General features: G+C 55.1%; 29 protein-coding genes and 2 pseudogenes. 8 read left to right on the top strand and 23 right to left on the bottom strand.

The features are described from left to right. Nucleotides 1-100: 100 nt before the first annotated feature. The 12 genes from V8L70_RS19200 to V8L70_RS19145 all read right to left on the bottom strand — a co-directional run bounded on the left by V8L70_RS19200 (nt 101) and on the right by V8L70_RS19145 (nt 8,864). Nucleotides 101-781 carry a recombination-associated protein RdgC gene (locus V8L70_RS19200; RefSeq protein ID WP_273195520.1) on the bottom strand — a complete coding sequence of 227 codons (681 nt, stop codon included), beginning with the start codon at nt 779-781 and terminating at the stop codon, nt 101-103. 434 nt (nt 782-1,215) lie between these two features. Beyond that, on the bottom strand, nt 1,216-1,584 hold the full coding sequence (locus V8L70_RS19195; RefSeq protein WP_008958306.1) for a hypothetical protein: 369 nt from the start codon (nt 1,582-1,584) through the stop codon (nt 1,216-1,218). Then, on the bottom strand, nt 1,581-2,039 hold the full coding sequence (locus V8L70_RS19190; RefSeq protein ID WP_101145398.1) for a hypothetical protein: 459 nt from the start codon (nt 2,037-2,039) through the stop codon (nt 1,581-1,583). The genes V8L70_RS19195 and V8L70_RS19190 overlap by 4 nt, the downstream gene beginning before the upstream one ends. Before the next feature lie 449 nt (nt 2,040-2,488). Continuing rightward, nucleotides 2,489-3,304, bottom strand: coding sequence for a DsbC family protein (locus tag V8L70_RS19185; protein ID WP_008958309.1), 816 nt, complete (start codon nt 3,302-3,304; stop codon nt 2,489-2,491). 94 nt (nt 3,305-3,398) lie between these two features. Continuing rightward, nucleotides 3,399-3,962, bottom strand: coding sequence for a hypothetical protein (locus V8L70_RS19180; RefSeq protein ID WP_101145396.1), 564 nt, complete (start codon nt 3,960-3,962; stop codon nt 3,399-3,401). 64 nt (nt 3,963-4,026) lie between these two features. Beyond that, complete coding sequence (locus tag V8L70_RS19175) at nt 4,027-4,368, bottom strand: single-stranded DNA-binding protein (RefSeq protein ID WP_101145395.1); 342 nt, start codon at nt 4,366-4,368, stop codon at nt 4,027-4,029. 152 nt (nt 4,369-4,520) lie between these two features. Continuing rightward, nucleotides 4,521-4,982, bottom strand: coding sequence for a hypothetical protein (locus tag V8L70_RS19170; RefSeq protein WP_008958312.1), 462 nt, complete (start codon nt 4,980-4,982; stop codon nt 4,521-4,523). Nucleotides 4,983-5,170: 188 nt separating this feature from the next. Further along, nucleotides 5,171-6,403 (bottom strand): hypothetical protein, encoded by a 1,233-nt coding sequence (locus tag V8L70_RS19165; RefSeq protein WP_008958313.1) that lies wholly within the window; start codon nt 6,401-6,403, stop codon nt 5,171-5,173. Nucleotides 6,404-6,527: 124 nt separating this feature from the next. Then, nucleotides 6,528-7,106 (bottom strand): hypothetical protein, encoded by a 579-nt coding sequence (locus tag V8L70_RS19160; protein ID WP_101145394.1) that lies wholly within the window; start codon nt 7,104-7,106, stop codon nt 6,528-6,530. A gap of 183 nt (nt 7,107-7,289) precedes the next feature. Then, nucleotides 7,290-7,880, bottom strand: a complete 591-nt coding sequence (locus tag V8L70_RS19155) for a DUF6927 domain-containing protein (protein WP_008958315.1) — start codon at nt 7,878-7,880, stop codon at nt 7,290-7,292. A gap of 224 nt (nt 7,881-8,104) precedes the next feature. Beyond that, nucleotides 8,105-8,515 (bottom strand): DUF6573 family protein, encoded by a 411-nt coding sequence (locus V8L70_RS19150; RefSeq protein ID WP_008958316.1) that lies wholly within the window; start codon nt 8,513-8,515, stop codon nt 8,105-8,107. Further along, entirely contained in the window at nt 8,508-8,864 is a 357-nt protein-coding gene (locus tag V8L70_RS19145; RefSeq protein ID WP_101145393.1) for a hypothetical protein, read from the bottom strand. Before V8L70_RS19145 ends, V8L70_RS19150 begins: the two co-directional genes overlap by 8 nt. Before the next feature lie 141 nt (nt 8,865-9,005). Here V8L70_RS19145 and V8L70_RS19140 point away from each other — a divergent pair, with 141 nt between their 5' ends. Then, nucleotides 9,006-9,848 carry a hypothetical protein gene (locus tag V8L70_RS19140; RefSeq protein ID WP_083024693.1) on the top strand — a complete coding sequence of 281 codons (843 nt, stop codon included), beginning with the start codon at nt 9,006-9,008 and terminating at the stop codon, nt 9,846-9,848. A 243-nt stretch (nt 9,849-10,091) separates the two neighbouring features. On the opposite strand, the gene V8L70_RS19135 is transcribed toward V8L70_RS19140, so the two are convergent. From V8L70_RS19135 to V8L70_RS19125, 3 genes are all read right to left on the bottom strand, one after another. After that, nucleotides 10,092-10,367 carry a hypothetical protein gene (locus V8L70_RS19135; protein ID WP_035557873.1) on the bottom strand — a complete coding sequence of 92 codons (276 nt, stop codon included), beginning with the start codon at nt 10,365-10,367 and terminating at the stop codon, nt 10,092-10,094. A 192-nt stretch (nt 10,368-10,559) separates the two neighbouring features. Then, nucleotides 10,560-10,712 (bottom strand): hypothetical protein, encoded by a 153-nt coding sequence (locus V8L70_RS19130; protein WP_157826462.1) that lies wholly within the window; start codon nt 10,710-10,712, stop codon nt 10,560-10,562. A gap of 457 nt (nt 10,713-11,169) precedes the next feature. After that, entirely contained in the window at nt 11,170-11,796 is a 627-nt protein-coding gene (locus tag V8L70_RS19125; protein WP_035557867.1) for a class I SAM-dependent methyltransferase, read from the bottom strand. Nucleotides 11,797-12,501: 705 nt separating this feature from the next. Here V8L70_RS19125 and V8L70_RS19120 point away from each other — a divergent pair. After that, entirely contained in the window at nt 12,502-12,774 is a 273-nt protein-coding gene (locus V8L70_RS19120) for a hypothetical protein (protein ID WP_035557864.1), read from the top strand. Between the two features lie 153 nt (nt 12,775-12,927). Here V8L70_RS19120 and V8L70_RS19115 read toward each other — a convergent pair whose 3' ends face one another. Then, nucleotides 12,928-13,050, bottom strand: a complete 123-nt coding sequence (locus V8L70_RS19115; RefSeq protein WP_268762340.1) for a hypothetical protein — start codon at nt 13,048-13,050, stop codon at nt 12,928-12,930. 440 nt (nt 13,051-13,490) lie between these two features. Here V8L70_RS19115 and V8L70_RS19110 point away from each other — a divergent pair, with 440 nt between their 5' ends. The 5 genes and pseudogenes from V8L70_RS19110 to V8L70_RS19090 form a co-directional block, all read left to right on the top strand. Then, nucleotides 13,491-13,637, top strand: coding sequence for a hypothetical protein (locus tag V8L70_RS19110; protein ID WP_157826461.1), 147 nt, complete (start codon nt 13,491-13,493; stop codon nt 13,635-13,637). A gap of 287 nt (nt 13,638-13,924) precedes the next feature. Next, the gene (locus V8L70_RS19105) at nt 13,925-14,836 is read left to right on the top strand and encodes an MBL fold metallo-hydrolase (RefSeq protein ID WP_101145400.1); all 912 of its coding nucleotides are present in this window, start codon (nt 13,925-13,927) and stop codon (nt 14,834-14,836) included. 20 nt (nt 14,837-14,856) lie between these two features. Beyond that, nucleotides 14,857-15,285, top strand: a complete 429-nt coding sequence (locus tag V8L70_RS19100) for a protein tyrosine phosphatase family protein (RefSeq protein WP_101145392.1) — start codon at nt 14,857-14,859, stop codon at nt 15,283-15,285. A 69-nt stretch (nt 15,286-15,354) separates the two neighbouring features. Further along, on the top strand, nt 15,355-15,528 hold the full coding sequence (locus V8L70_RS19095; RefSeq protein WP_198555988.1) for a hypothetical protein: 174 nt from the start codon (nt 15,355-15,357) through the stop codon (nt 15,526-15,528). A 110-nt stretch (nt 15,529-15,638) separates the two neighbouring features. After that, nucleotides 15,639-16,004: pseudogene (locus V8L70_RS19090) on the top strand (YeeE/YedE family protein); the annotation flags it as partial. A gap of 419 nt (nt 16,005-16,423) precedes the next feature. On the opposite strand, the gene V8L70_RS19085 reads toward V8L70_RS19090, so the two are convergent. The 3 genes from V8L70_RS19085 to V8L70_RS19075 are packed head-to-tail and all read right to left on the bottom strand — an operon-like array spanning nt 16,424 to nt 18,955. Next, nucleotides 16,424-17,179 (bottom strand): EAL domain-containing protein, encoded by a 756-nt coding sequence (locus V8L70_RS19085; RefSeq protein ID WP_269801088.1) that lies wholly within the window; start codon nt 17,177-17,179, stop codon nt 16,424-16,426. Nucleotides 17,180-17,197: 18 nt separating this feature from the next. Next, nucleotides 17,198-17,521, bottom strand: coding sequence for an EAL domain-containing protein (locus V8L70_RS19080; RefSeq protein ID WP_101145389.1), 324 nt, complete (start codon nt 17,519-17,521; stop codon nt 17,198-17,200). Nucleotides 17,522-17,542: 21 nt separating this feature from the next. After that, entirely contained in the window at nt 17,543-18,955 is a 1,413-nt protein-coding gene (locus V8L70_RS19075; RefSeq protein WP_101145388.1) for a sensor domain-containing diguanylate cyclase, read from the bottom strand. A 705-nt stretch (nt 18,956-19,660) separates the two neighbouring features. Here V8L70_RS19075 and V8L70_RS19070 point away from each other — a divergent pair. Then, nucleotides 19,661-20,230: pseudogene (locus V8L70_RS19070) on the top strand (recombinase family protein); the annotation flags it as partial. 445 nt (nt 20,231-20,675) lie between these two features. Here V8L70_RS19070 and V8L70_RS19065 read toward each other — a convergent pair. The 4 genes from V8L70_RS19065 to V8L70_RS19050 all read right to left on the bottom strand — a co-directional run bounded on the left by V8L70_RS19065 (nt 20,676) and on the right by V8L70_RS19050 (nt 25,615). Further along, entirely contained in the window at nt 20,676-21,299 is a 624-nt protein-coding gene (locus tag V8L70_RS19065) for an RES family NAD+ phosphorylase (RefSeq protein ID WP_232774555.1), read from the bottom strand. Nucleotides 21,300-21,338: 39 nt separating this feature from the next. Beyond that, nucleotides 21,339-21,758, bottom strand: coding sequence for a hypothetical protein (locus tag V8L70_RS19060; RefSeq protein ID WP_035557849.1), 420 nt, complete (start codon nt 21,756-21,758; stop codon nt 21,339-21,341). A gap of 96 nt (nt 21,759-21,854) precedes the next feature. After that, nucleotides 21,855-24,836: a hypothetical protein gene (locus V8L70_RS19055; protein WP_101145387.1), complete on the bottom strand. Its 2,982-nt coding sequence runs from the start codon at nt 24,834-24,836 to the stop codon at nt 21,855-21,857. Then, entirely contained in the window at nt 24,833-25,615 is a 783-nt protein-coding gene (locus V8L70_RS19050) for a M48 family metallopeptidase (protein WP_035557843.1), read from the bottom strand. Before V8L70_RS19050 ends, V8L70_RS19055 begins: the two co-directional genes overlap by 4 nt. Nucleotides 25,616-25,617 lie beyond the last annotated feature (2 nt).

Here is a 25,617-nt window from a genome sequence, read left to right as displayed (position 1 = left end):
GGTGTGGGAATACGGCAGGTAACGCATCGTCTGCACGCGATGAAATAGTTAATTTAGGGCTTGTAAAACAGATGGTTAATGCGCTTTTTGGAGGATTTCGTCAGAATCGTTGCCGACCCTCATCAAGGTGCTGCTGTATCTCGTCGCTATCGAGATCGACCTCTGAAACCTTAATTACACCATCGTCACCAGAAGGGGATTCGAGCTGGCAAGACTCGCCAAGCATCCAGCCTTGAGCACGCTCAGATGGGGTAGCCAGCCAGCGGGTCATCAAAGCTGTGGGCCGATCGCGAGTAGCTAGTGGCGTGACCTTGAGCGACCCCAGCGTGAGACGCAGCAGGTCAAGAGCCTCTTCGGCTTTCTTTCGGCTTGCTGCGTCAACGAGAATCCAGTTCCGCTTGATGTCGATAGCCACAAGGAAATGCCCGGTGCGCTTCAGTGCGGTGGGTAGTAGCTCTTCGTAGACTTGCTCTTTGAGTAGCTTTTTCTCCGCTTGACGCAGTGGGCTACCTGAGGCCTTCTCCATTTCAGCCGCCCTCTCCTCCACCAGTTCTTTTACCGCAGCAGCCGGGAGCAAACGCTCCTGCCGGCGAAAGCGAAGAATGAGATATTGAGACTGGAGGGAGTATGTTAATACTTCACCACAAACCGCCGCCCACCCTACCCTTCTGGCCTCAGTGGGAGCACAACCTCGGAAAAGGTGCTTTTGAATGAGGTTGGTCATTTCTTCTGACTCAGGAAATGAGCTATGAGCGCGGTATAACAATGCATTGTCGAACATGATGAGGCCCCTGTGGTTTCATGCCTTTAGGTAGGGGGAAAGATGCCACCTAATAGAAGGTAAGCAAAAGATAACGGTATAACTCCTCCTCCCCTACCCTAGATACCGCTGGCGGACTGATGGCCAGTTACCTGGGATGGCCAAGTGCTTCAACACCCAAAGCCTCTCGCAGAAAGGTGTTAGCTGCCCTCCTCCCCACGTTATCTCTTTGCGGAACAGTGGCTGATTCGGCCGCATTGTGCCAGCACGCCTGGTATGCCGCGAGTACGGGTGGATAATCAACCACACCTCCTTCACGAAGGCAGTGAAGTATGAAGTGTTTATCTTCTTTGGTGAGGGGAAGCTCATTCAGCTGGTCCAGTCGGCTGTCATATCTATTCATATTGTATCTATACCAGACGATGAATTATATCTCTTTAGGCAAGCCCATGCATTCAGTGTTTTCCACTGACGGAGGGGATGTATATTCGGCGATCGTTGCCACCATGGCTGGCGCTCAGGGTTTCTCGAGCTGCATGGCCATAATCCACTACCCCATGAACTGCCTCATCCATACGCCATTGATTACCGTCGCGAGGGGCAAGGCTAACCCTAGCCAAGCCAGGGGGGAGTTTTACGGTGAAGCAATGAAGATGGATGTCTTCCAGGCCTTTCACTTTCTCGAGGTTGATCTCATCAATCTGTTCCGTTTCGACCGCATAGACTGTGTAGCTCCCATCCAAGCCAAGCTGCTCCTTAGCCACAATGGTCAGTATTTCATCGAACATTTTCGGGCCTTCTGCGGCGCCCTTAGCATCAATCATTCTTCACCCTGCGCCCCATAAGAGCCATCATTAGGGCTGTTTAAGCGTTGATCGGTCAGCAAGCAAAGACGACGCCCATCTATCCATAGCTCTCTGAATATGCCCTCGTGGGTATACATACCTACAAGCACATCCAAGGGCTCTTCGTAATAAGTTGATGATGGTGACTGGGTACTATCGGTGATGGGATCTTGTCGGACCTTTAGAACAACAGCGGTTTGCCTGGCTAGTGGCACACTCTTGTTCTTCATGCCCCACTTCCATGAGACGCGATCTCTCGGCGAGAAACGTTCATGCGATCGATCCTCATTAAGAAGATCCAGGGCCAGAGAAATCGTCATCTTCGTGATGGCTGGATCACTTGGATCAATTCGGTTAGCCTCCACCGACTGCTTACGTCGCCCGGTCAGTACCCGCCCCAACGAGGCTAACCAATGTTCGTTGCTTTGCGTCATGCATCTATCCTCGGAGTCTTCCTATTCCTTCCAACAGCTACGGCCACACCTATTAAGGTCCAGGCAGCAAGTAGCGTAAAACCAAAATGAAGAAAAGCCCCGTAGGGAGGGCCTAGTTTGACAGAGAGGAAAAGGGACACGCCAAAAGCGATGAACCACCGCATCCAGTAGTCAACTGACCGGTTAGCGATCCAGCGTGTCTGTTCAAGCGTCAGGGGGCGGTGTAGCCAGCGAAAGGGGTAAACAGTTTTCTCCCGTGTGCCGCGGCCTACCTTGAGCGGTTGACGTGGGAATAGGCGGTTCACGGCGAACTGTGGAAACATTCCTTCAAGCGCTCGCCGCGCAATGTTGGCAGTGAGTTGATCTTGTAGAGACATGGGGTGCCCTCTAGCTGGGCGCCCCGGCTCCCTCTAGGGTAGACAGGGCGCATTTCTTCAAGGTGCGGGAGGTTACAGGTTGCGGATTTCAGCTGCACGAAGGGCGCCGCGGACGATGCGGGCTTCACCGTTTTCATCCTTGTAGATCGTATTCGGTGTGGAGCGGATTCCCAACTGCTGGATCAGGTTGCTGTTCTCGCTCACGATGTTCATAGCTTCGGTACTGGGGGATTCGGAAACACTGCCGCCTCTTTCTATAGTGGCCAGCACTTCAGCGGGGTTCTCCGCGTCAATAATTTGTGCGGCCTGGTGGAGTGAGCCCTCTCCCATGAAGCCCACTGGAATCCAGCGGAATGTCACTTCATCCAAGAGTGCTCTGGACGTTTGATACATCTGCTGGCAGTAACCGCATTGCGTATCGAAGACAACATAGAGAACCTTGTCGCCTGTTCCTTCTTCAACGTAGGCGGCACTTTCCTCAATTTGAGCGAGTGCTGCGGCCTCTTCCTCTTTCTCAAACCCGTTGTCCTGAGCACCTGCTCGATTCGGCATGCTGGCCAGCGGGCTATTCTCCATGTGCTGCTCCATGTGAGCCTGCGTCAGGTTTTCACCACCCTCACCTAGGATCATACCGATAAACGCATGCTTACCGTCCTCAGTGGTATAGATCACATTAGTGTCGTTCTCGACACTAATGACCCAACCATTGATACCGTCCAGCCCGGTATCGAACGTCTTGTCGACTTTGGAGCCTGGAATGCCCAGGTCAGCCACGGCCTTCGGAAGCTCTATGCTAGCGCCGGTATCGTCGTCATTGGCAATGGCTGTCCCAGCGATAAGAGCGGAGGCGACTGCAACAGCGGAGGCGATCAAAGTAAGGTGTTTCATCTATAAGCTCCTTGAGCAAAGTTAAGCGCCAGCGGTACTGGCGAAGTCTTCGCCATGCGAGGCATGGCCACATCAGGTTCTAGTCATCTACTGCTCAGGGCAGCAGCTCTTCAATTCCCGCTTCGCTCTGCGAAGCGGCTCGCTCACGCGCCTGCTGGTTTGCACGGCTGACCAGCTCTCGTGCCTCCTCATAGAGGTTCGAGGCGCTATAAGTGGTGTCTCCATGACGATCAAGATTTGTCTCGATCGTAGGAGCATCTGTTGGCAGGCCTAATCCAGCCAACACGGTGTCTGTGATGTCAGGGATGGTGCCGTCCAAGACGGCTGCTTGTCGGACTATGACCAAGGCGCCATTTGCGGCCTCTACGATCGCTGGCCGAACACCCTTGTCTACACGAGCCAATGTGGAAACGGCGGAATCTCGCACCTCGCCGTCCCCTAGCAGCTCACTGGCTGCTGCACGCCGGGCATTAACGTATTTGGCGGTATCGAACGTCACTACGGCTGGCATTCCAGTGCTAGACGAGGCCCATGGGAGGTTTATGGGAATGACCGCTATAGCGAACGCCATCGCACCCAGCACGCCACCGGCTAAGGGCAAGACCCTGGCCAAGGGATGCTGAGATCGGTATCTGGTTTTCTGGTCTGTCTCACTCATGTGCCTGCCTATCGTCTACGCATGAAAAAGCCCCAGGAATAAACCAGGGGCTGTGAATAGAACATCAAAATGGAAATTCCACTTTATCGTCTCCATCATCGGCAGCACCAACGCTACGCGGATCTCGGAGGATTCGGCAAGTGTCCACCATGAGGTTTGTGTACACAGTGCCGTTGTCAGCCTTGCGAAAGGACAACTCGCCCTCAACAAAGACCAATTGACCGCGCTTCAGGCGATCTTTCATAACCTCGGCAAAGCGGCCACCAAGGATGCAGTTAAGCCACATCGGTTCATCGCCCGATTTCTTGGCCATGTTAATACCGAACCGAACGTAAGTTTTGCCACTGCCGTTGGTCCGTGCTTCAGGTTCGCCAATGTGGCCAATCTGTAGAGTCTGTCCCCACATGTTCAAATCTCCTCTCTCTCACATTCCCAACGTAATGGGTCTCGTTGGGTGATAGGGGCGCTACTGACACTAAGGAGCCAGCCAGGACGATTTTTTTATAAAAACATGAAAAAGCCCCCTGACTCAGAAGAGTCGAGGAGGCTTTGAAGGGGTCACCGCGGACGATGACGAATGATTCTTGCCTTGGGCTGGAGATAACTCCAATGCGCCAAGTTAAGAAGAAACTTACTGAAAGCTCTCTTGGTAAAGCTCACCACGAATGCATCGTCGACGCTCTCAATGGCTTTTAGAGTGCTTTCCCGATGCAACTCGCGATCAGGGCGACGTACCTGGATGACAGTTCCATCCTCGACAGAGAATGCAAAACCCTCCAGCTCTCCAAGCGAGAAGACCTCGAATGCCACATTCACATCCGTTCCCAAGTCTGCCATTTGTCGAGGCGTTGGCTGGCGCCAGCGTCGACCGGCCTGCCGGGGCAGTATGAAACGTGAGCCTTGCGCTGAGTCGATAGCAAACGCCACCTGATCATCATTGAGGTCATCAAGTTTCAGGCCGCCGAACTCACGCCCAAAGGCTACGGCATCTTCTTGATTTACAATTAGCTCAATATTCATGTCACTCTCTCCTCTCATTCCTGCCATGCAGGCCTCAAGAGGAGATAGGGCGGGGACTGCCACAAGCGGTCAGCTCAGGTCGGCCTGCGCGGCGTTTCGCATGCGGAACATTTCATCAGCTAAAAAGGCAAGAGAGGGAGTGCGCCAGCATAGAAAAGCCCCTGACCGAAAGGTGCAGGGGCTGTGAATCATGCAGGTCTAATTGAGCAGCGCGTCACGACGGTCTGAGGAATCCCCCGGTACTCGTCGTGCTTTTTAACGCGCCCCTTCAATACAACCCTTTTCTCCTCAAGGGCTTTGCCTGTCTTCCAGACAATGTATCGGCCTTCGAGGTCACAGAAGATGTGCTTCCACATCAGCCCCCATCGCGTATCTGACGAAAAGGACTGCTTGCGCACTACTTCCATCTCTAATTGATCGCCTGGATCGCCAGCATAGCCGAGTGCCATCATTGACTCGCTGTTAATAGCTGACTCCTCATGTCGATCGTAGGCTGTGACAGCCGCCGTCATAACACCGACGCCGCGCTTTAGCCCGACCATATCGAACCGAGCATGATGAATAATCATCGTCTCGAACTCACTATGCTCAGCCTGCAGAGGGAGCACTTGCCGCGCCCAAGCTATAACCGCATCAGCCCGAGCCACGTCTTCACTTTCAAATGCCCTCATCCCCTTGCTGATCATCGGAGCTGAACGGGCCATCTCACCAACGATCTCTGCTGTCGCCAAGTCGCCGGTTTCCTCAGCGCGAGAACGAGACACAAAGCCTCGTTGTCTGATCTGCCGTACCGCCGCTGCCACCAACCATCTCAGCTCAATAACAGCCTCTGGCGGGCGACCACCGCTCAAGCCCACCTCATCGATCTCTTCCATCATATTGATCATAGAGACCAATAGTTGAGCGCGGGCCATCATCGACTCGGCACCCTGGTGACCAACATAGTCCTTGAGGCATGTCTTTCCGACTTCTAGGACCGCACCAGTTGCCATCTCTTCCATCAGAAAGAGATAGCGCCGCTCACGCCGTTTGTTGCAATGGCTGCAGTCTCCCGTGGCATCGCCTGATCTGTAAGGTTCGGGCAATCGGCTATATGCCCACTCCAAGGGGGTGACCCGTGCCGCCTTGTCAGCTGCCATGTCGATTCGCGCCAGCAAGCGATACCCGTCCAACTTCGGGGGTTCGCCACTGATTGAGACTTTGACGGCAGCGATCTTCTCCACCCTAAAGTGCGACAGTCGATCCTCAAGATCCACCGTCTCACGAGTCCAAGGCTTTACAGCCTCCTCGAGGACGCTGATCTCAAAGGGTGCCATGCCAAGCTTTTTGGCCTTGCGGTCGAGCCGTTCTACCTTCTCGCGCAGCGCGGGAAGGTGGCACTTCGGTATCCAGCAGGTGGTCTTATCTGTCTGTGTCGTCATGATCCTTGCTCCTCTCTCATTCCTGCGTAATTGCAGGTCTCAAGAGGAGGTAGGGGAGTTACTGACCAGCTAAGTGTTTCGCACGCGAAACAAAGAGGACGCATGCATCGCCACATTGGCAGCTTCACGCAGCGCTATTCGCCCTGTGACGTGAAAGAGTGAGCAACTGCTGTAACCGAGAGGCCTGCCGATGCATCCGCTTGGCTGTAGAAAAGTTGTCCCATCCCGACTGGAAGCTACCCTCACGATTCAGCTCCTCAATACGAGCTGCCGTTTCGGTCCATTGGCCAGGGGGAATAGTGTCTTCGAGCCAGCCCCCCCGTTCGTACAGGTCAATGACTACCCCATCACTATTGCAGATACGCATGTTTAAAGGTCTGAACAACCCCTCATATACGTCTTCGGCTTCACGCCATACCTGATAACACGCAGCAAAACCTGACTCAGCCAGCTCACGAAGTTTGTAATACTCAGTGTATGGAGGCACAACCACAGATCGTGAGGAATCCGTCTCATAGAAGGCGAGTCCTGGCGCGTGATCGTACATGTCCATCTTCACTTCACCCTCAATGGTGATCGAGGCGCCAGTCGCGGGCAGCACATTGGTGCCGAACGTTTTATCAAAATAGCTGGCGCAACTGGCAGCGATACATTTCTGTAGCTCTCGAAGAAATAAGCGGTCTTCATGTGTTAGGGCAGACATAACGGCCTCCATGTGGCACTGGTGTGATGCAGTATCGAGTGATGCAGTGGGCCTTCATGAAGAGAGCGCGGACGCGGTAAAGGCCTCAGGATGTGATAGGGGGTTTCGTGTCAGGTGGTATAGAACGGCTCGCGCCAGCATGAAAAAGCCCCATGCTGAGAACAGCAGAGGGGGCTTGAATAACTATGCGAGCACTACGGCATCATCCAGGTGGCGGGCCTGAAGCCTTACCAAACCGGACGAGCCCTCAGGCCTGAAAACATTACGTTTACGAGGCAAATCTACCTTGGTGAACGTGTCGCACTCCAGGCCTCCAACGAACCGTACTGTGTACGGGAGTTTTATGCGATCGCCATCTTTCAGGCGCACACGCTGCTTCTTCGACTCAGCATGCTTTAGGCATCTCTCGCGCCATTCGCTGGCATACTCCAGGCTGAGCCCTGCAACTACCCCTAGCCGCTCAAGCTCCCCAAGAGGGGATAGCAGCTTGAGAATGGACGCAGGGCACTGTGACAAGACTGGCCCCATCGTTTCATCCATCGACTTGTAGCAAAACTCACCCTGCGAACAGCTAGTCTTCACGACCGCCGCTATCGTGTACTCAATTGGCGCTTGCTCCGGGGCCTCTGCTGCCCGCTGGATCTTGATCGCAGCGTAGTAGGTAGAGCCCACGAAGCTCGACTTCAGCACTTCGATAGAACCATCCTGGTTGGTGTATTCCTCGTCCAGGTAGGCTTTACGGTCAGACGGCTTTGGTATGCACAATGTACCCATGATCTTGCTCCTCTCTCATTCCTGCGGAATTGCAGGTCTCAACAAGGGGTAGGGGAGGAGCTGACAGAAAATGTTACGCATGCGAAACAAAGCGGCTGGCGCCTTTTGCAGAGCCAGCCGCAAAAGCATGGCCCATGCTTCCCGGGCGTCTAAAATAGAAAACCCCCAGGCAGCACAAGGCTGACTAGGGGCTTTGAAAGAGGAGTGATAACTGCGCGATCGCGTCAGTCCTCCTCGGGTAGCATGATCGTTATCACCGGCTTAGGGGTATCCCCAGGGCCGATAGTCATAACGACATGTTTTGGCACAACGACAGAGCCGGTTTCGGATTGCTCAATCACATCAACGATGAAGTTGATATATCTCTCGTTGCGCTCTCTCGCAGCAGCCTCAAGGGCGACAAGCAATACATCGCCTAACCGCTTTTCCTCTTGCTGCTGCATCTCATGAGGGTTTGTACCGTCATGCCACGCCACCAATGACTCCCAGGCTGCAGCAGTCATGGCAACAGGCACCTTGAAACCCATCATGTAGCCGGCGGCGTGCTCAGCACGTTCGCTGACATCTACCAAATTGCCATCTTCGATGGCATCTGCACGGGAATAGCTATGGATCATGTCAATTTCATCAAACATGAGCAGTAGCCCCCTGTTGGCGTGACGCCAAAAAAGCAGCCATTGGGATGGGTGTAACCTCAGGCCCAGTCGGCAACTTCCAGGCGCCCTCACGTCTAACAACGCGAGCCAGTCGATCAGCAGCAAAGCATAGCCCCCAGCGTTCATTAGAACGCTCAGACAAGCCGCTTGGTTCGTGCGTAACCTCCCACATCCAGTCAGAATCCACATCCACACATGAGCGGACTTTGAACACCTGCTCGCTTATTCGCACCCTCCGGCTCAGACCTTCAACGCCTAAGTATTCACCGAAGTTACCGCCGCGACGGCTGTAGATGATCGTTTCCAAACGCTCGCCAAATGTTTCCATTGGGATTCTCTCTCTTCTCTCTCTCACATTCCTGCAAAGCAGGTCTCAAGAAGAGATAGGGGCCTTGCTGACGTTGAAAAGTATGGTATTGGTAGCCCCCTACCTGTTTCGCATGCGAAACAATCAATTCAGGAGATGCCTATGGTCGGTAAAGCAACAGCCCAGGACAGCACTACTGAGGGAGCGCCCAGAGAGAATCTGCGTGTTATCCAGGTTCGCCACCGAGAGACACCCAACAGCGAGACCCCAGACGCGATTTTGATGATCCAGCGGATAGAACAAATTGTTGGCCAGGGCGCTCGACTCACGCTTAGAGTCAAACGGATCGATACCCAGCGGCCTCCTGAGGGAAATGAACTCGAATGGTCAGCTGCATATTCGCCTTCAAGCTCAACAGATAGGGAGCGGGTCAGACTCACTCACGGTGAATGCAGAGGTCCCGCAGATATTCAAATGATTCTTAACGGTTTACGCGGGTTTCGTATCGGCACCTACCTGATGGCAGAGATCGTCACTTGGGCCAGGCAGTGGCCGTTGGCAGAGGTAATGAAGATCGAGCTGTCGTGGCAAGATGAAAAGCCAGGCGCACACGATGGAAATAACAAGGTTAGGCGTGATCGGTTCTATGAGCAGTTCGGTATTGAATTCATCCCTAGTGAAACCGAATCGCAGATAACCGCTCGATCAAAATACATGCTTGCTGAAAACCTGACGACTGACGATGCCGAGCGTGCCTGGCGATTGAATATCCAAAAGGTGAATGCGAGTGACTGGCTAGTTGATCAGCAGCGAAAGCTGGAAGAACAGGAAGGGCAGATAGCGAAGCTCAAGCGAAAGGCTGCAAGCCTGCAGACCACGAAAGACCGCATTGAAGCCCATCCATACCGCTATGCAGTGTGTCGTTTTCTTACCAATCCTCTGGCGTTGGGCTGCCTTGCACTGGTGGCTGTGGCCTTTTCCCTCGCCAAGGAAGTGGTTAGCTGAACCATCCGCCAGCCTCTGGTAACCGGAAATAAAAAAGCTCTTCGCGAAGGAAGAGCTTGTTGAATGTGAGATCAATGTCTCTTGTTCTGACGAGAATGACAATCGCCAGAATTCAGCTAACTGCTGCTGCCGTCCTGATGGTGATGATGCTTGCTGCGTTCAATTTGAACGAACGTGAATAAACACACGGCCGCCATAAAGACTGCAAAAGCTGTAACTAACCATCCAAAAGGGCTCATAAATTCAATCCTTTTCTGCACTGTTGCGCTCAATTCTTACAAGAAACGCAATACCTGTTACCCAAATGATAGCACCTACGAAAAACATGGCAACTGATGCACCAAGAGTGATTTTCTCGCTAGGAGCGAAGAAACCCAGAACTCCGGCACCCATAGCGCCAAGACCGAGTTTTCGTACATCGTCTGTCAGTGCCTGCAGGCTGTCCGGCCCCAGCAGAGGCTGGCCATCCTGCATCCTTCGTCGTACCGTGGCGACCCATTGTTGAAACTTTACGCTCATGATCCTACTCCTCTCATTCCTGCTGGATTACAGGTCTCAAGAGGAGATAGGGGGGCAGGGTGACACTCAGGTTCGTAAATAGGGTGCACAGCGAATTTTCCGTGAACGATAGCTATCACGCGGGCGACTCGACTAGCGCGGTTCCGCCTGCCGATGCCAATGTCCGGCTCGTTGCGTCGTTCTTGACCAGCGTCAGGTGAGACTGGTCTGCGTCAGCAGTTCATCGAGCAGGCCGTTCAGAGTGCGCCGAAGGTAGATCAACAGACCCTTCTCCTTGGCCACCACCGTTACCTTGGCGAAGAGATTAGAGGCGGCGGGGAAAGGCGTTCGCACTACGGGGCCCATGACCAGTTTCACCCCCCCACAGCAGGCCGAGGCCGCACACATCGCCGATCCAGCGATAGCATAGACCTACCGTCCTTAACATGCAGAACGGCAGATGCAAAAGCAGTGGCCTAGCGAAAGACCACACTGGCGATTAGGGCAATGCCAATTAAGAAAAGCACCATAATGCCGATAGTTTGCCGGGTACTGGGCCTGTTGAGCCTCGTAAACCACTGTTGAACCCGAGACCTCATTACCTGGGCTCAAGATAAAAACCAGAATGTCACTCCGAGATAGAGCCGAGGGTGACCGTACCGAGACAGGGGTGGAGAGACATAACATGCTGGCGATCACGTTACTGGGCCGCTGGCTCCGCCATGCATGCTGGGCTACACCAGCAGCTATGTAGCATGTAATTGATTTTTTTCACATCTCGCGCCCCGGAGTTCGCCATCTACCGCCAGCGAACCCAGTTCACTCACCCGACAGCGGGAGGCTTGGCCGCGCCTTCATACATGAACGTCATGGTCTTGGGACGACCGAGATAGCCTGTAGCCAGATCCTGGAGTACAAAGCCGGCATTGAGAAGCAACACATCTGTCTGCCGATCCAGATGGCAGCCACCGGCGCAACGCTTCCAATACGGAGTCAGCCGTTGCTGCCAGCTGGCAACGCGGGTTTCTGGCGCGAGTCCATGCTCGACAAAAATCAATTGTCCCCCGGGCTTGAGCACCCTTCGCGCCTGGGCTAGAGCCGCTTCTATGTCCGGAATCGTGCAGAGTGTCCAAGTACTCAGGACCGTGTCTATGCTGTCATCAGGTAGTATTATCTGCTCTGCGCCCATTTGCAGCACTTCCACCTTGAAAGGGGCTTTGTTAATACGCTTTTGCGCAAGCTTTAAAAGGCCACCATCCGGCTCCACTGCATAGTACTTCTCTATAAGCTCAGGGTTGTAATAAGGTAGGTTAACTCCAGATCCAAATCCAAGTTCTAAGACACTCCCCCGAGCTTTGGCCACGGTACGTTGACGATATTTCTTAAGCATCCCCGCTCCCATCGTCAGGTTGATCAGATGCGGCAGTATGTGGCGGCTATAAAAACCCATGGCACTTCCTCCACATTCGATAGGGATAAAACTCATATCATTGTGTTGTAAGCCTATAGCACCCCCGCTAAGCCAGCTTGTGCCCTTTGTTGCCCTCCATCTCTGGGGCACTACAACGCGCTCTTTCCCGTCCTAGGTGTTGAACTTTCCGGCAATGTCTACTGCTACGACTATTGCGCCCAAGACCCATCGGGCAAGAAGAAGGAGTGATGCTCGTCATGTCTTTCTCCTTTTTGGCGCGGGCGTGACCGGGCCTATGGGCAAGGAGATGGTCGGTAAATCACTTCCCAGCTTGGTTAGGGATCCAGCTGCGCTGAGACCGTGCGGTGATCTGGAGTACCTCCTTCATGCGCAGCGTCGAGAATAGGCCCGAGGCGAACGTCAAAGCCACCACCACTCACAACGCCGCAGCCAGTCCCAGTGTATCCGCTACCACCCCTGCGATAATAGCGCCTAAGAAATAGCCAAGATCACGCCAGAGGCGATAGATGCCAACCGAGGATCACCACGCTGGATGCACGACATCACCGATGACGACGAACAGGGTAGGATAAACCATCGCTTTACCTATCCCAATAGGAACGCGCCCGTCGCAAATCCCGAAAACCCTACGGAGACAGCAAACACCACAATGACCACTGCTGGCAGACGATGAGCCCCTGACGCCCCACCCGGTCTGACCAGGCACCGGTAAAGAGCTTACCGATGCTCCAGACGGCGGGGTATATCGCTGTCAGAATACCAATCTTTTCTAAGGCGATAAGCCTGACCGAGGGCTATCCGCAGTGGAAAGCCGCCGGACATCCGGTGCAGATTGAAATGCAGGAGAAACCGACACTACAGGGAGAAGAACTGACGATGGGCGAAATGGTGGCTTGCGGCGGATTGATGATGTGGTGGGATGGACCTGCTCTGTCTGCTTGTAATCCTGCTCCTCGTGCTTGGGGTTGCCGCACTCGTATAGTACTTGTTCTTTAGCAACAGGCAATGAGTGGCTGCGGATGTCCCGCGCCTCAGTTGGAATAACATGGCACTCGTATATGCCGGCTATCTGCCCTTGTGTGAACTTGGGAAGCAAATGGTTGTACTCACTGAGAGCCCTCAGTATCCTCACCGCTTTTAAGGTCTCGCTTATTTTTTAAATAGATACTTAACGAGAGCCCCAATACCGAGCACAAGCAGTATTAGGACAAGAAGCCCTATCAGCCCCATCCCCCACATCATTGCATCACCGTTCATCATTCCATCCATCATTGTTTCTCTCCCTTTCTATCTCATTTACAGTAATGGTTACGTTAAGCACACCTCGCTTAGCTTTTCCTGCCGATAACGCCACGCCTTGAATTTCATCCTGACTTGGATTCGCTTTTTGTCGATTTGCACGAGCTATCTTCTTACCCTTTCCTCGTGGGCTGATTGTTACAAAGTCAGTACTTCAGTCCCTGTACAGCACCTATAGCGCATACTCCTCGAGCTCGTTGAGCCCGAATTCCACGCTGCAGAAGGGTAAATGGACAAAAATCACGCTAGATATCTAATGGTCACAGTTGGCAGAAGTCAGCACTGTTTCTCCTAGGAAGACCCCAGCCAATCTAAGCTTTGCGACGTTTGCTTCAGTGCATGCTCGATATCTCCTCCCGGTCCAGTTCGTTGGGCCGACGGAAACCTGCGTAGGAATGCTTAGGAAATCAGTCATGTTTAGTCGAGCCGCATACCCAGACTGGCGGTTGATTGTGTCAGCCGTGTTGGCTGCGATCCGTGAAGCCATGGATGGCAAAGTATTTGTCGAGCATGCCCTTGTAGCTACGCACGCACCCAAAGCCCGCCGTACACGGCCATGATCAGCTATAACAAGCCTCCTTACCAATGGGGATTTTTGCCATTGCAAGTATCGTCAGCTTGGCCCTGCATGATCTAGCACAGGTCGGCAAACTTCATCCTCATCAGGATTTCTATCGCATCATTATAGTCCACGAAGCCCTGAAATGGGTCAATCCAGCGAAACAGAGTAGGTGTTTCTCCTTGAAGGCTGCCGCGATAAATGATTTGTGCGGTTTGGTTGCTGATGCTAGACATTATGTTTTTTTGTTCTAACCTAGTAACGTTTTTACCAACAACCGAGGATGCCATGCAAACGTTTCGACACTCGCCAGGCAAGCCAGATGTTGTCGGCTTCTACGACATGCGGACCTCTAGCGTGCAGTACGTTGTTAGCGATCCTGTGACTCGGCGCTGCGCAATCATCGACCCAGTCCTAGATTTCGATGAAAAGTCCGGCGCTATCGCAACGCACCATGCGAATGAATTGCTGGACTACGTTGCCAGCCAAGGGCTGAAGGTCGAATGGATTCTGGATACCCATCCGCACGCGGACCATTTTTCGGCAGCACAGTATCTAAAGGAAAAGACAGGGGCACCAAAGGCCATAGGAGCTTACGTTACGCAAGTGCAAGCACTATGGAAGGATATATACAACTGGCCCGACTTTCCGGATGACGGCCGCCAGTGGGATTACCTCTTTGTAGAGGGCGATACTTTCCACGTAGGCGAGATAGAAGGCCGGATTATGTTCTCGCCCGGCCATACCAAGGCGTCGATCACCTACGTCATCGGCGATGCGGCATTCGTGCACGACACGCTGTTTCAGCCGGATGGTGGTACGGCCCGTGCCGATTTCCCCGGGGGCAATGCTCACAAGCTGTGGGATTCCATTCAGGCCATCCTGGCACTGCCGGATGACACTCGGCTCTTTACCGGTCACGACTACATGCCCGGCGATCGCGAGCCAGAGTGGGAAAGCACGGTGAGTGTCCAGCGCGAAACCAATATTCATCTCCAAGACAGCTCGACAGCGGAAAGCTTCATCGCCTTGCGTAACGAGCGCGACGCTAAGCTGCCCATGCCGAAACTGATCTTGCACGCTTTGCAAGTCAACATCCTGGGCGGCGACCTGCCAGCGCCAGAGGATAATGGTCGTCGTTACCTGAAGATTCCCCTCGATGCTCTACCAGGGGCCGCCTGGGATGAGGCGCGCTCCTAAAGTGACCAAGGAGATAACCCATGGAAATCAAACCGCTTGATGATCGCCTTTTTGTGACAGCACAACCTCGCCTCGACGAACTTGAACAGCTCGCCGAGCAAGGGTTCCGCACCATTATCTCCAATCGCCCGCGTGGGGAAAGTGATGACCAGCCGGATCCCGATGCTCTCAAGGCTAAGGCAGAATCACTGGGTATGGTCTGGCATGAAGTTCCCGTCAAGCCCGGCAAGTATTCCCAGCAGGACATTGCCGCCTTTGCCGATGCCCTGGAGTTATCGCCGACTCCCGTGATCGGTTTCTGCCGGACCGGCACACGGGTCGCTCATCTCTGGGCCTATTCACAGGTCTCGCATCGTCCGATTTCGGAACTCGTCGGTGCTGCCAAGTCGGCCGGCTATGACCTAGAGCCGCTTCGCGAGAGCCTCGAAAACCAGGCCAATGACAACTAATAGCGCTGACCGGCATGGCCAGTTTGCGCCGCTATTTCCCCATCGCTCAGTGGCTGCCAGGCCGTCAACTTGATCGATGCCTCGGCACTGGATAGTTTGCAGTCGATCAACCTGCGTTTGAGTGATGCGGGGTTACAACTGCACCTTTGCGAGGTCAAGGGGCCAGAGATGAACCGCCTGCTGAAGACAGCATTCCTACGCAATTTCAGCGGTAATGTCTTCCTGAACACGTTCGATGCTTGACATGCCTTGCACGTTCATTCTTCTGCAGAGCTGAGCGATCCCGACAATGACGATGCTTCGACACGGCTTGTCCGGCATATTTCAAATACCTGACATAGAGGAGACACAACGTGGACATAGCGGCAAGTCTTTCCGGTTTGATCGGCGGTGTGCTGATCGGCCTGGCAGCTGTATGGCTGATGGCAACGCTGGGTCGTATTTCCGGCGTCAGCGGAATCCTCTCCGGACTATTGCTGGAGCAACCCGCAGGAGATTCGGCTTGGCGCCTGGCCTTCCTACTGGGTCTGTTCAGCGGCCCACTCATCCTTATTTTACTGGGAGGTGGGCTAGGTAATGTCTCCGGCGCACCGGATGAGGTCATCGGTCAGCCGGCGGGAGATATCGGGCTGATGCTGCTGGCAGGTCTATTGGTCGGCGTCGGGACAAAAGTCGGCAGCGGCTGTACTAGTGGTCACGGCGTCAGCGGTCTGGCCCAGGGCATGGACCTGTCCGCCAGCGTCGCGCCCTTTATCCTGCGCGGCGTGCCCCTGGCGGGGATCGACAGCGTGATGCGCGCCTACGCGGATCGCGTCGAGTCCTGGCGGCGTCTGGGGCAGCTGCTGGTTCCCGAGCAGCTCGATGCTATCACCAGCTCCATCGCCCTCGACGACGCCATCGAGGCGGTCGATGATCTGCTCGCCGGCCGCATTCGCGGACGCGTAGTAGTGACCATGGCTCTATAAATCCGAATAATAGGTACGTTTTCTTTACGTAGAAAATTTAACGTAATTTATTTACGCAAAATTGCCCCTCCAGGAAGTCCTGGTGTCATTTTCAGAAGACGGCTGCACCAGCGCATCGAGCGGACCGCCCGGTGTGCAGTGGTCTTCTGAAAGAATTGTTTCAGCAATCGCCTTCACCAACCTCGACTAAGCTCAGTCCTCCTAAGCACCATGGGCGGGTCGAGGCATGGCATCAGATACATCACCAATTGCAGAGCAAGGCGTGACCATCCTGTCCGACCTGAGCACAGGCCCAGTTCCGAACGTCCATCATCGGAGCCTTGGTGACACTTGAATTGGGGCATGAGGCCGCCGCACGCATCAAGGTCAGCAAGACGGCCCTCTACGCCGTTTTGAAGGCCAGCCAGCCCGACACGCCAGTGGGCCTTGGGCGGGGCAACGGGCAACGGGCAACGGGCAACGGGCAACGGGCAACGGGCAACTACAATGCTCGACCATGCACCACGATAGTGCATGGCCGGACACAGGGATGACTCCCTGGCGCCTGATGGGGCATGCCCCGAGACCGAGACGCTCTCGTTCCAGGACGCCGTTGGGGAAGGCGAGGGCGGGGCCATCAGGGCAATGATGTCGGCCACCGAGGTCGGACGGCTGAAGAGGAAGCCCTGGCCGTGGGTGCAGCCGGTACCGCGCACGAACGCTTCCTGCTCGGGGGTGTCGATCCCCTCGGCGATGGTCTTCATGCCACAGTGGTTGGCCATGAAGACGATGGTCTTGACCAGCGAGGCGTTCAGCGAGGAGGCTTTCGGGCCGGACACGAACGACTTGTCGATCTTGACCGTTTCCAGGGGATAGCGGCCCAGGTCGCCAAGGCCGTAATACCCCGTGCCGAAGTCATCCAGCACCAGGCGGTATCCTCGCTTCGCCAGGTCGAGCAGTACACGGTGCTAGTTGTCACTTTCCAAGATCAACAGGCTCTCGGTGATCTCGAGCTTGATGCTGGAAGACTCCACGCCGTGTTTTTCCAGCAGCTGTTTCAGTTTGAACGGAAACGTCAGGTCGCGCAGCTGCTTGGCCGAGATATTGATCGAGACCGTGATATTCCGGCCCGTTTCTTCCGCCACGGGAATGAATTCGGCCGGCAACACCTCCCCCAGTTCCTTGTGGCGCCACCGGAGCAGTGCTTCCATGCCGGTGATCTCACGGCTCACCAGAGAATAGATAGGCTGATAGCGCAGGTACAGCTCTTCATGGGTCAGGCAATGAGCCAACAGACCCTTCAGCCTTGCATGTTACTGCGAGCGCTCCTCCATCGTTGCATCATAGAAGCAGAACAGGTTTGTGCCCCTCGACTTGGCTTGGTACATGGCGATATCGGCATAGCGGAACACATCGGAGAGATCCTGAGTGTCGTCGGGAATCATCGCGATCCCGATACTCGCCCCGACCAGCATGTGCTTGCCGCCCACCTCAACGGGGCCCGCCAGCAGGGCATGAATCTTGTCGACGACCCGTGACACATCTTCCTCAGAGGCGACGTCGGTCAGCAACAGACAGAATTCATCACCACCGAAGCGTGCCACATCGTCCTCGGTGCGCACGAGCTTCGCCATGGATTTGGCCACCCAGCACAGCAGCTCATCGCCGGCGGTATGGCCCAGGGTGTCGTTGACGGCCTTGAAACCGTCCAGGTCAACGTAGAGGACTCCGGCCTTCAGCTTATGGCGGATGCAGCGCGCCAACTCGTGGTTCAGGTGCTCTATAAACAGCGACCGGTTCGCCAATCCGGTGAGAAAATCGTAGTTCGCCTGACGAAAAAGCAGTTCCCGACTGGTGCTCAATTCCATGAGGTGACCATGGGCCAGCCTGCCATAGGCTCGCAGCCGTCGATAGAAGAAGAGGCTGCCCGCGAGGATCAGTAGCACGCCTCCAATCACCCAGGGTAGGAGCTGTGTGAGGAGGCTCTGGCCAGGATGCTCCGGACGCCATTGAAGGGTGCCCAGCGGCTCGCCGCTCGGTGTTGCCAGGGGGAGGGACGCCAGTTGGCCTGTCTCCCGAGGGGGAGCTGCCGCTGCAGGCAGCAGACGCAGGGCCTCGATCTGAAAATCACGACGCCAAGCGCCCAGAATGGCCTCGTCGATGTAGTTGACCAGGATCAGATAGCCATGCGCCTGATTGGTGGCATACGGGGTCGGGTCGTAGGCCACATACGGCGACACGGCGACCAGGGCAGGCGCTCCCTGGATATCCAGGATGTCAGATGCGGGCTCGGGGTCGGCGAAATCGGTGTCGATGGCCTCGGCCATGAGCTGCTTGAACTCGGCGGTCAGCAGGCCCTCGGGCAGCGCCTCCAGTTCCGTACCCTTGTGTACGCCGTGGATCAGTGTCGCCTCGCGATCCAGACTCACTACCCAGTCGGTACCGTACTGGTTCTGCAGATAACCGCTGACGTTTTCCATGGCCCAGTCGGTGTCTCGCTGGTAGATTACCAGCTCGACGGCCTCGTTCCACCAGTTATAATCTCGGCTGCGGTTGGCCAGTTCTTCGAGCTCGAGATCGAGCAGTCGCTGCACCTGCTCCCGCGACTTCGCTTCGGCATAGCGATCGAGCGACTGCGACGACAGGATCCCCACCCCGAAGACCCCGGCCACGGCGATCAAGATCGTGACCAGGCTGATTAAGAGACCGCGCCCCAGGGCTCTCATAAGCCGTTCACTGGACTCGATGGAGGCCAATTCGTCCTGAGGGGCGCTATCCCCGCGTTCTTGTCCGGCGTGCACTTACACGTTGTCCATGTCGAAGCCTTAAGAAGAGTATCCGCGTGCTCTTTCGCCAAAGAGCCTTCGTCGCCCGTCGCTTGTCGCGCTTGTGCGAACAGACTGTGATATAGCTCATAACTTATCTGTAAGGAAGTTACACTGAAAGCGTATTTTATTCACCCGTAATCGGCCACCACTCCCTTTAACGCTGGATAGAGAAGCACTGCTGGAGGCACCGCGGCTGCCGGCAGTCAGGGCAGCGAGCGATGGTGACGGAACGATGAACCCGCCATATTCATCAGCGCGTCGAACGCGTGTGTTGAGCCCATTGATTGCCTGTCGTTGTCAGAAGGTGGTTGTACCCATACATTGGGCGGTTCGCCCGGTGTGCAGCGGACTTGTGAACGAGCCGTGTCAAACGATCCTCGAATTGGTTCAGCATGGCGGCGCACAATGCAGCCTGTCCGAGAAACGATCATTAGGCGGCCAATCCGGACATTGTCCGACAACAGCTTGTTTGATGTATTTTGGGACAATAAGATAAACGGACGGATTAGCGGACAAAAGGGGCAGTCAATGGCGCTGATTGGCTATGCGCGGGTCCCGACGGCAGAGCAGAACACCGCCTTGTAGACCGATGCGCTTCGCAAGGCGGAGTGCGAGCGAATCTTTGATGACACCGTCTCCGGGGCCAAGGAAGAACGACCCGGCCTAACAGCCGCGCTGGGGTTCCTGCGCGACGGGGATGTGCTGGTTGTGTGGCGACTGGATCGACTGGGACGCTCACTGCCGCATCTGATCGAAGTGGTCAGCACTCTGGACGCGCGTGGCGTCGGATTCCGGTCGCTGACCGAAAGCATCGATACCACCACGCCGGGTGGGCGGCTGATCTTCCACGTGTTCGGCGCCTTGGGGCAGTTCGAGCGTGATCTGATCCGTGATCGCACCAAGGCGGGGCTGGCCGCTGCCGCCGCCCGTGGGCGCAAAGGAGAATGCAAGCCCGTTGTCACCGACGACAAGCTGAAGCGGGCAAGGGAGCACCTCGCCAATGGGCTGAGCATCCGCGAGGCCGCCGCACGCATCAAGGTCAGCAAGACGGCCCTTTACGCCGCTTTGGAGGCCAGCCAGTCCGAAGCCCCAGACCACAGTGCAACCGACTTCAGACACGCAGTGCGATCGTCTTCTGAAAATAACACCTGGAGGGGCAAGCTTCATGTGTAAAGAAAACTGGACTGCTCTGTGTTCTCCGGACACTTCTAGCCTAATAGTGATGCTTTATATCGACTTTATGATCAAAGATGGCAGAAAATCAGCCGATATGTTTAAGCATAATAGTATTAAACTTGGAGCATTTAAGGATAGGCCAGTAAGAACTTGGACTGGCTGCAGTCCCCTGAACCCAATTGATACTGATTTTTAAGAAGGCACCACCGAGCTAGCAACTTATTCCACTTAGCGCTGTTCATAGCTTTTCTCATTATTCGAGCTTTCAAAAAGCATGACTGACCGGATGGATCAAGCGGTTTTGAAAATGCCTCCCTCAGCAGACAGCCTGGGGAAGCGTGAAATCAACAGTCTGGGCGAACTACAAGCCCGTATAACCCATGCTTAACGGGCAGGTTCTCCGTTTGCCATCAATTGATAGCCTTACTGTGGCAGAGTAGGATCAGTCCCAAGTAAGGAACCTTACCTGCGCTTTCTGCCGCTCGATCCCGAACTCCGCTGGCTCGACATCTGCAAAGGGCTGCCCCTCCATCGCTAGCCAGTAGCAACGTAGATCAGCATCGCCTCGGACAATCAGCACATCATCATGATTTTGCATCCTTCTCTTCTCATTCCCGTATGACAGGTCTCGAAGAGAGGTAGGGGCGGTGTGACGTGAAATGAAGGCGTCGGTGTAGACTACGAGGTTTACACCCCGTGGATTGGCCAACGACGGGAACAGTATGCCGCTAGCACCAGCCTCCAAGGCTAGGTCAGCGAGCAACCAGCTGGGCGGTTCAACGCGATCATTAAACAAAATTCTACGCCAGTCACAACCCATTTCCTGCCAGAGAGAGTCCCAGTCAGCCGTGTACCCATGGCTGAAGTCCACTACTGTGGCCAACGCTACCGTGTAGCTCACAATAAGACCGGGTGGCATCAGGGTCGAGAGCTGCCGGCACTCCTCAAGCGCGGTCAGCTCTTCCAGAGCAAGGTAGAGTGCGGGAACCCCGATACGATTGAGGCGACCGCCATGCTGGGCGGCGCCTGCGCCACTTGTGGGGGGCGATGGCCCAGCGGGGGACATGGACACGATAGGCTGGTTGATCTGCCAGTCTGGTAAGGATCATCCAGCCGCGCCTGCGTGAAGTGATTGAACATAGTTCAATAGATCCTCAGCTCGTCCCTCGCTGACCAACTGCTCTGGTGTCCTGAAATTGAATGCGCTGATCGGTTCATTACGAAACCAGAACGCGGCATCCTGAAAATTACCATTTATGTCAGCCGCTGCTCCCATGACTCGCACCGCATCCCGTAAGTAAGTCTGCAGCTTCTCAGCCCCCTGGGCGCGGTTTACAGTAACGCGGTGGACATGCGCCCGCGAGGCCAGCGTCTGTACATCCATGCCCAGGGCAAGGCAGAACATCCTCGGGCTGATGATTGGGCTCTTGGTTTGCCGTGCCCGAGCTTTCAAGTCAGCGAGGAATTGATTGAAAGTGTCGGGAGCAACGTAATCGGACGGCTCGATGATTGCTTCAACGCTCATAGCCTATTTTCCCTGCAAAAATGCAGCGATGTTGCTACATAAATGCATCATATAACTTCAGCGCTTCGAAGTCCATCTCCGCAAGGTGATGTTTGGTCAACTGAACAGCTTAGGCACTCCTTTTACTTCCGCCTTGGCACCGGCAGGCTTGGATGACCCTCTGCTCGCTTTCACTTGGCCTGTCTGTTCGCTTTTATCCGCTGGCGCTTCGTTGTTTAAAGCCTTTTGGCGACCAGCCGAGGTCCCACCTCGCTTCTTCAGGCGTCGCTGGATAGGTGAGGATGTCCGTACATCTTTCTGCCCAGACACAGCCGATTTCTGCTGTTCTGTAGCACCTTGCGTCGTTTTATCAACCATGACAGTAGGGACTGGCTGATGGCTCGGCTGTGTCACTGGGGACTCATGCTCAGCTGTGGCCAGCATTGCCTCCCCCAGGCCAAGTTGAATATGGGTATCATTCGGTGCGTTATCGGCCTCTGGGCTCCAGTCACCCAGCTCAGCCGAAACATCACTATGGTTATCTGCGTCAGCCCCTAGCGTCAGCTGACTAATCTCTGAAAAGTCATTCGTGGGTTCGGCTTGCTCAGCGATCAGTTCAACATCCCCCCCGCTTGTTGTGGGCGAAATTTGGTCATTGGTCGCTATCTGTGCAACGTTCCCACCGGCCGCCTCAACAATCTCATTTAGTAACCAAGCTCCCTCTGATTCTCTTTTAAATCCTGCTGGAGTCTTAGTATGAATGGAATTACTCATCCCATCCTGCTCATAATGTGCAATATCCCCACCGACACCGGGGACATCCTCTAGCAGCCAAGCGCCAACTATAGCCTTTTCGTCGCCTGTTTCAGCTTTGGCTGAGGCCTGCTGATTCTGGGCATCATTGCCTTTCTGTGCAGCATCCCCACCGCAAGGTATTGGCTGGCCCGTGCCTTCCTGTGTAGTGTTCTCACCTGCCGTATGAGAATCGTCCAGCAGCCAGGCACCATCTATAACTTTTTCTCCGCCTGTTTCAGCCATTGCGGAAGCCTGCTGGTTCTGGGTGCCATTGCCTTTCTGTGCAGCATCCCCACCGCAAGGGGTGGGCTGGCGCATCTCTTCCTGTGCAGTATTCCCACCTGCCGCATGGAGATCATCCATCAGCTTGGCACCGGCTATATCTTTTTCTTCGCCTGTTTCAACCATTGCGGAGGCCTGCTGGTTCTGGGTGTCATTGCCTTTCTGTGCAGCATCCCCACCGCAAGGGATGGGCTGGCGCGTCTCTTCCTGTGCAGTATCCCCACCTGCCGCATGGAGATCATCCATCGGCTTGGCACCGGCTATATCTTTTCCTTCGCCTGTTTCAACCATTGCGGAGGCCTGCTGGTTCTGGGTGCCATTGCCTTTCTGTGCAGCATCCCCACCGCAAGGGGTGGGCTGTCGCGTCTCTTCCTGTGCAGTATTCCCACCTGCCGCCTGGGAATCATCTAGCAGCCAGGCGGAAGCCACGTCGGTATTCGTGAGTGATTCATGGCTGAATGTAGAGGTTTTGCTCGCTGCCCCTAAACTCTTCTGTGCAGCATTCCCACTGGTTTTCGTTGCATCACCCGTACCCGTAGGCACTGAAGCAAACAGGCTGACATCACATACGTCTGACGCTGGAATACCTTTAGGCTTAGTCATGCGCTCTTCCCGCTTACCACTGTCTTTTGTTGGCGCAACGCCAGCGTTGCTACTGTGCTTGCCCTGGGGGCCGAGGACGGTTACCTCATAAGCGGTTTCTCGCGGGTATAGGCCTTGGTGTTCTACTGGCAGCTCCACCGCGATCATTCCCCTGAACTCGATTATGCCGGAACGTACCCGCCACAACGCTTGGTCAGATGGCAACGTCCAGGTCTTCGCCGCTTCGCTCCCCTCTGGCACTCCCTCGATTTCAGTGATGAGCCAGCCGCGATCGGCCAATGCTGCCAAAAGTACCTGTGTAAACTCCCCTGATTTACCTCGGGCTCGAAAGTCACCGCCAAAGGCCGCGGCAACGTCATCATCCAGCTTGGAAAGGGCTGTCTCCCGAACATGATGTTCGGAGAGGTAAAGCCGCTCACCAACGCGGAAGCCTGCCGCTTTGACACGCTTCGCTAAACCTTTCACCTGATAGGGTACTTGGGGAACCACTCGCAAGAACGTTTCGATCGCCAGCTCCTGGACGTTCAGATTCTCAAGCACCTTGCGTTTCTCGCCTCGTGTAGCGAGGCCGTCTATCTCTCGCAGCTGCTGGAGGAGAGTGACTGCGCGGCGCACCCCCTTGCTACTGAGGCCAGGGAAAGCCACTGGCATCAGGTTGGGAGAATGCTCGTATTTTACTGCCAGCAACAGTATGGCTCGCTCATCCTCAGGCAACTCCCACCACGCGGGGAACTTTGCCAACAGACGCCCGCTCTGTTTATCGTGGTAGGACAGGCGGACCCACTGCCCGTCCTGTTTCGCATGCGAAACAGTCTTGCCAATATCATGTGCTGCCGCGGCAAGAGGGAGGAGGGGATCGGCACCTTCGTACTCGAAGGCCTCATCGATCACGCCTAGATGGTGCTCAAGCAGTGTCGTACTGTGGCCGTCACCGCAAAAAGCATCAGGGTGAGCCTGGAGGTAACCGAGCAACTGGTTAATTAGCGGCATGTGATGTGCCGGAACGTTACCCGACAGCTGCGCTTTCACTGGCTTGAAGTTAATCGGATCAGGATAAGGCATGTACGTAATTGAGAGATCCATGCCCCGGAACTCACCGCGAGATTTAGCGCGCTGTCGACGTGTTATTAATCCCATTCCCACTATGAGCAGAACGATCACAGAGCCAGCAGCCATTCCCCCGGCTAACCATGGCCAGACAACACGCAACCTTGCCAGGACGACCTCAGTGGCCGCTGATGCCGCGTTCGCGGGGTTTATCTCTTCGTCACCCTCTACCCAAAAGCCAGCGCCAGCTAGCCACTCCTGCAGCGTTTCCGGCCCCATGAAGTAAAAAGCAGTAGCCGCGGCGAGACTGTAGAAGATAGTTAGAGCAATAACGGATCTTAGCAGTGTCGAGCGATACCCCATCAAACTCATGTCATACGCTCCAGGCGCTTGATACGCCGATATGTCGGCGGATGTGTCGAGAAAAGCCCCCAGCTCGATTCAAGACCCGTAGAGAGCCTACTGAGAAGCCGGCAGCCTGCTATTGGAGAGGCAACACGCGCCGCGTCACGGTCGGCACGATATTCCATTAGATGCCCTAAGTGGCGGTCCAAGACTTTGAAAAGCCCTAATGCCAAGCGAATCCCCAAGCTCGCCACAGAAAAGTACAAGCCGCTCAACAGGCCAATCAGGGGAATGGGACGAAGAATTGTATAGATCAACCGCGCCAGCCAAAGCGCCACCCGCAAAATGCTGTGCTGCGTCCACCAGTATAGGCTCGCAGACGCATCGCCGCGGCGAAGGTGTGACCTCTCGTGCGCCAGCAGCCACTCAAGCTCATCAGGAGGCAGATTGAGGGCGCCCCGGGAAACGATTACAACGCCACCCGTAGGGCTCGGCATAGCATAGGCCTGAAGGGCAGGCGTCTCGTAAACCCAGACACGATCTGCAATCTCACGAGCCCTTGGGAATAGCCGGCCGATACGGTAACTGGCTGGCGCCAGCCTAAGCCCTAGCCAGGCGAGGGCAGTTAGCCACCCACCTGCGAGGTAGGTGGCCTTGGCCAGCCAAGTGACTGTCATAAGCTCACCAGGGGGACGTATGAACTCCAGGGGTAAGCCAACGAAGACCACCACCGGCAATACCACCATCACAGTATAACCAAGCGCCCCAGCGAAACAGGCCGACAAGGCAGACAGGAGCGCCAGCATAA

The sequence above is a fragment of the Vreelandella arctica genome, assembly GCF_037070215.1.
Classification (GTDB): domain Bacteria; phylum Pseudomonadota; class Gammaproteobacteria; order Pseudomonadales; family Halomonadaceae; genus Vreelandella; species Vreelandella arctica.
This window is presented reverse-complemented; position numbering and strand designations above follow the sequence as displayed.

Excerpts from the sequence above, each read along its gene's own strand:
- V8L70_RS19200 (WP_273195520.1), bottom strand. The coding sequence starts at position 781 with ATGTTCGACAATGCATTGTTATACCGCGCTCATAGCTCATTTCCTGAG.
- V8L70_RS19195 (WP_008958306.1), bottom strand. The coding sequence starts at position 1,584 with ATGATTGATGCTAAGGGCGCCGCAGAAGGCCCGAAAATGTTCGATGAA.
- V8L70_RS19190 (WP_101145398.1), bottom strand. The coding sequence starts at position 2,039 with ATGACGCAAAGCAACGAACATTGGTTAGCCTCGTTGGGGCGGGTACTG.
- V8L70_RS19185 (WP_008958309.1), bottom strand. The coding sequence starts at position 3,304 with ATGAAACACCTTACTTTGATCGCCTCCGCTGTTGCAGTCGCCTCCGCT.
- V8L70_RS19180 (WP_101145396.1), bottom strand. The coding sequence starts at position 3,962 with ATGAGTGAGACAGACCAGAAAACCAGATACCGATCTCAGCATCCCTTG.
- V8L70_RS19175 (WP_101145395.1), bottom strand. The coding sequence starts at position 4,368 with ATGTGGGGACAGACTCTACAGATTGGCCACATTGGCGAACCTGAAGCA.
- V8L70_RS19170 (WP_008958312.1), bottom strand. The coding sequence starts at position 4,982 with ATGAATATTGAGCTAATTGTAAATCAAGAAGATGCCGTAGCCTTTGGG.
- V8L70_RS19165 (WP_008958313.1), bottom strand. The coding sequence starts at position 6,403 with ATGACGACACAGACAGATAAGACCACCTGCTGGATACCGAAGTGCCAC.
- V8L70_RS19160 (WP_101145394.1), bottom strand. The coding sequence starts at position 7,106 with ATGTCTGCCCTAACACATGAAGACCGCTTATTTCTTCGAGAGCTACAG.
- V8L70_RS19155 (WP_008958315.1), bottom strand. The coding sequence starts at position 7,880 with ATGGGTACATTGTGCATACCAAAGCCGTCTGACCGTAAAGCCTACCTG.
- V8L70_RS19150 (WP_008958316.1), bottom strand. The coding sequence starts at position 8,515 with ATGTTTGATGAAATTGACATGATCCATAGCTATTCCCGTGCAGATGCC.
- V8L70_RS19145 (WP_101145393.1), bottom strand. The coding sequence starts at position 8,864 with ATGGAAACATTTGGCGAGCGTTTGGAAACGATCATCTACAGCCGTCGC.
- V8L70_RS19140 (WP_083024693.1), top strand. The coding sequence starts at position 9,006 with ATGGTCGGTAAAGCAACAGCCCAGGACAGCACTACTGAGGGAGCGCCC.
- V8L70_RS19135 (WP_035557873.1), bottom strand. The coding sequence starts at position 10,367 with ATGAGCGTAAAGTTTCAACAATGGGTCGCCACGGTACGACGAAGGATG.
- V8L70_RS19130 (WP_157826462.1), bottom strand. The coding sequence starts at position 10,712 with ATGGGCCCCGTAGTGCGAACGCCTTTCCCCGCCGCCTCTAATCTCTTC.
- V8L70_RS19125 (WP_035557867.1), bottom strand. The coding sequence starts at position 11,796 with ATGGGTTTTTATAGCCGCCACATACTGCCGCATCTGATCAACCTGACG.
- V8L70_RS19120 (WP_035557864.1), top strand. The coding sequence starts at position 12,502 with ATGCTCCAGACGGCGGGGTATATCGCTGTCAGAATACCAATCTTTTCT.
- V8L70_RS19115 (WP_268762340.1), bottom strand. The coding sequence starts at position 13,050 with ATGATGGATGGAATGATGAACGGTGATGCAATGATGTGGGGGATGGGG.
- V8L70_RS19110 (WP_157826461.1), top strand. The coding sequence starts at position 13,491 with ATGTTTAGTCGAGCCGCATACCCAGACTGGCGGTTGATTGTGTCAGCC.
- V8L70_RS19105 (WP_101145400.1), top strand. The coding sequence starts at position 13,925 with ATGCAAACGTTTCGACACTCGCCAGGCAAGCCAGATGTTGTCGGCTTC.
- V8L70_RS19100 (WP_101145392.1), top strand. The coding sequence starts at position 14,857 with ATGGAAATCAAACCGCTTGATGATCGCCTTTTTGTGACAGCACAACCT.
- V8L70_RS19075 (WP_101145388.1), bottom strand. The coding sequence starts at position 18,955 with ATGAGAGCCCTGGGGCGCGGTCTCTTAATCAGCCTGGTCACGATCTTG.
- V8L70_RS19065 (WP_232774555.1), bottom strand. The coding sequence starts at position 21,299 with ATGTCCCCCGCTGGGCCATCGCCCCCCACAAGTGGCGCAGGCGCCGCC.
- V8L70_RS19060 (WP_035557849.1), bottom strand. The coding sequence starts at position 21,758 with ATGAGCGTTGAAGCAATCATCGAGCCGTCCGATTACGTTGCTCCCGAC.
- V8L70_RS19055 (WP_101145387.1), bottom strand. The coding sequence starts at position 24,836 with ATGAGTTTGATGGGGTATCGCTCGACACTGCTAAGATCCGTTATTGCT.
- V8L70_RS19050 (WP_035557843.1), bottom strand. The coding sequence starts at position 25,615 with ATGCTGGCGCTCCTGTCTGCCTTGTCGGCCTGTTTCGCTGGGGCGCTT.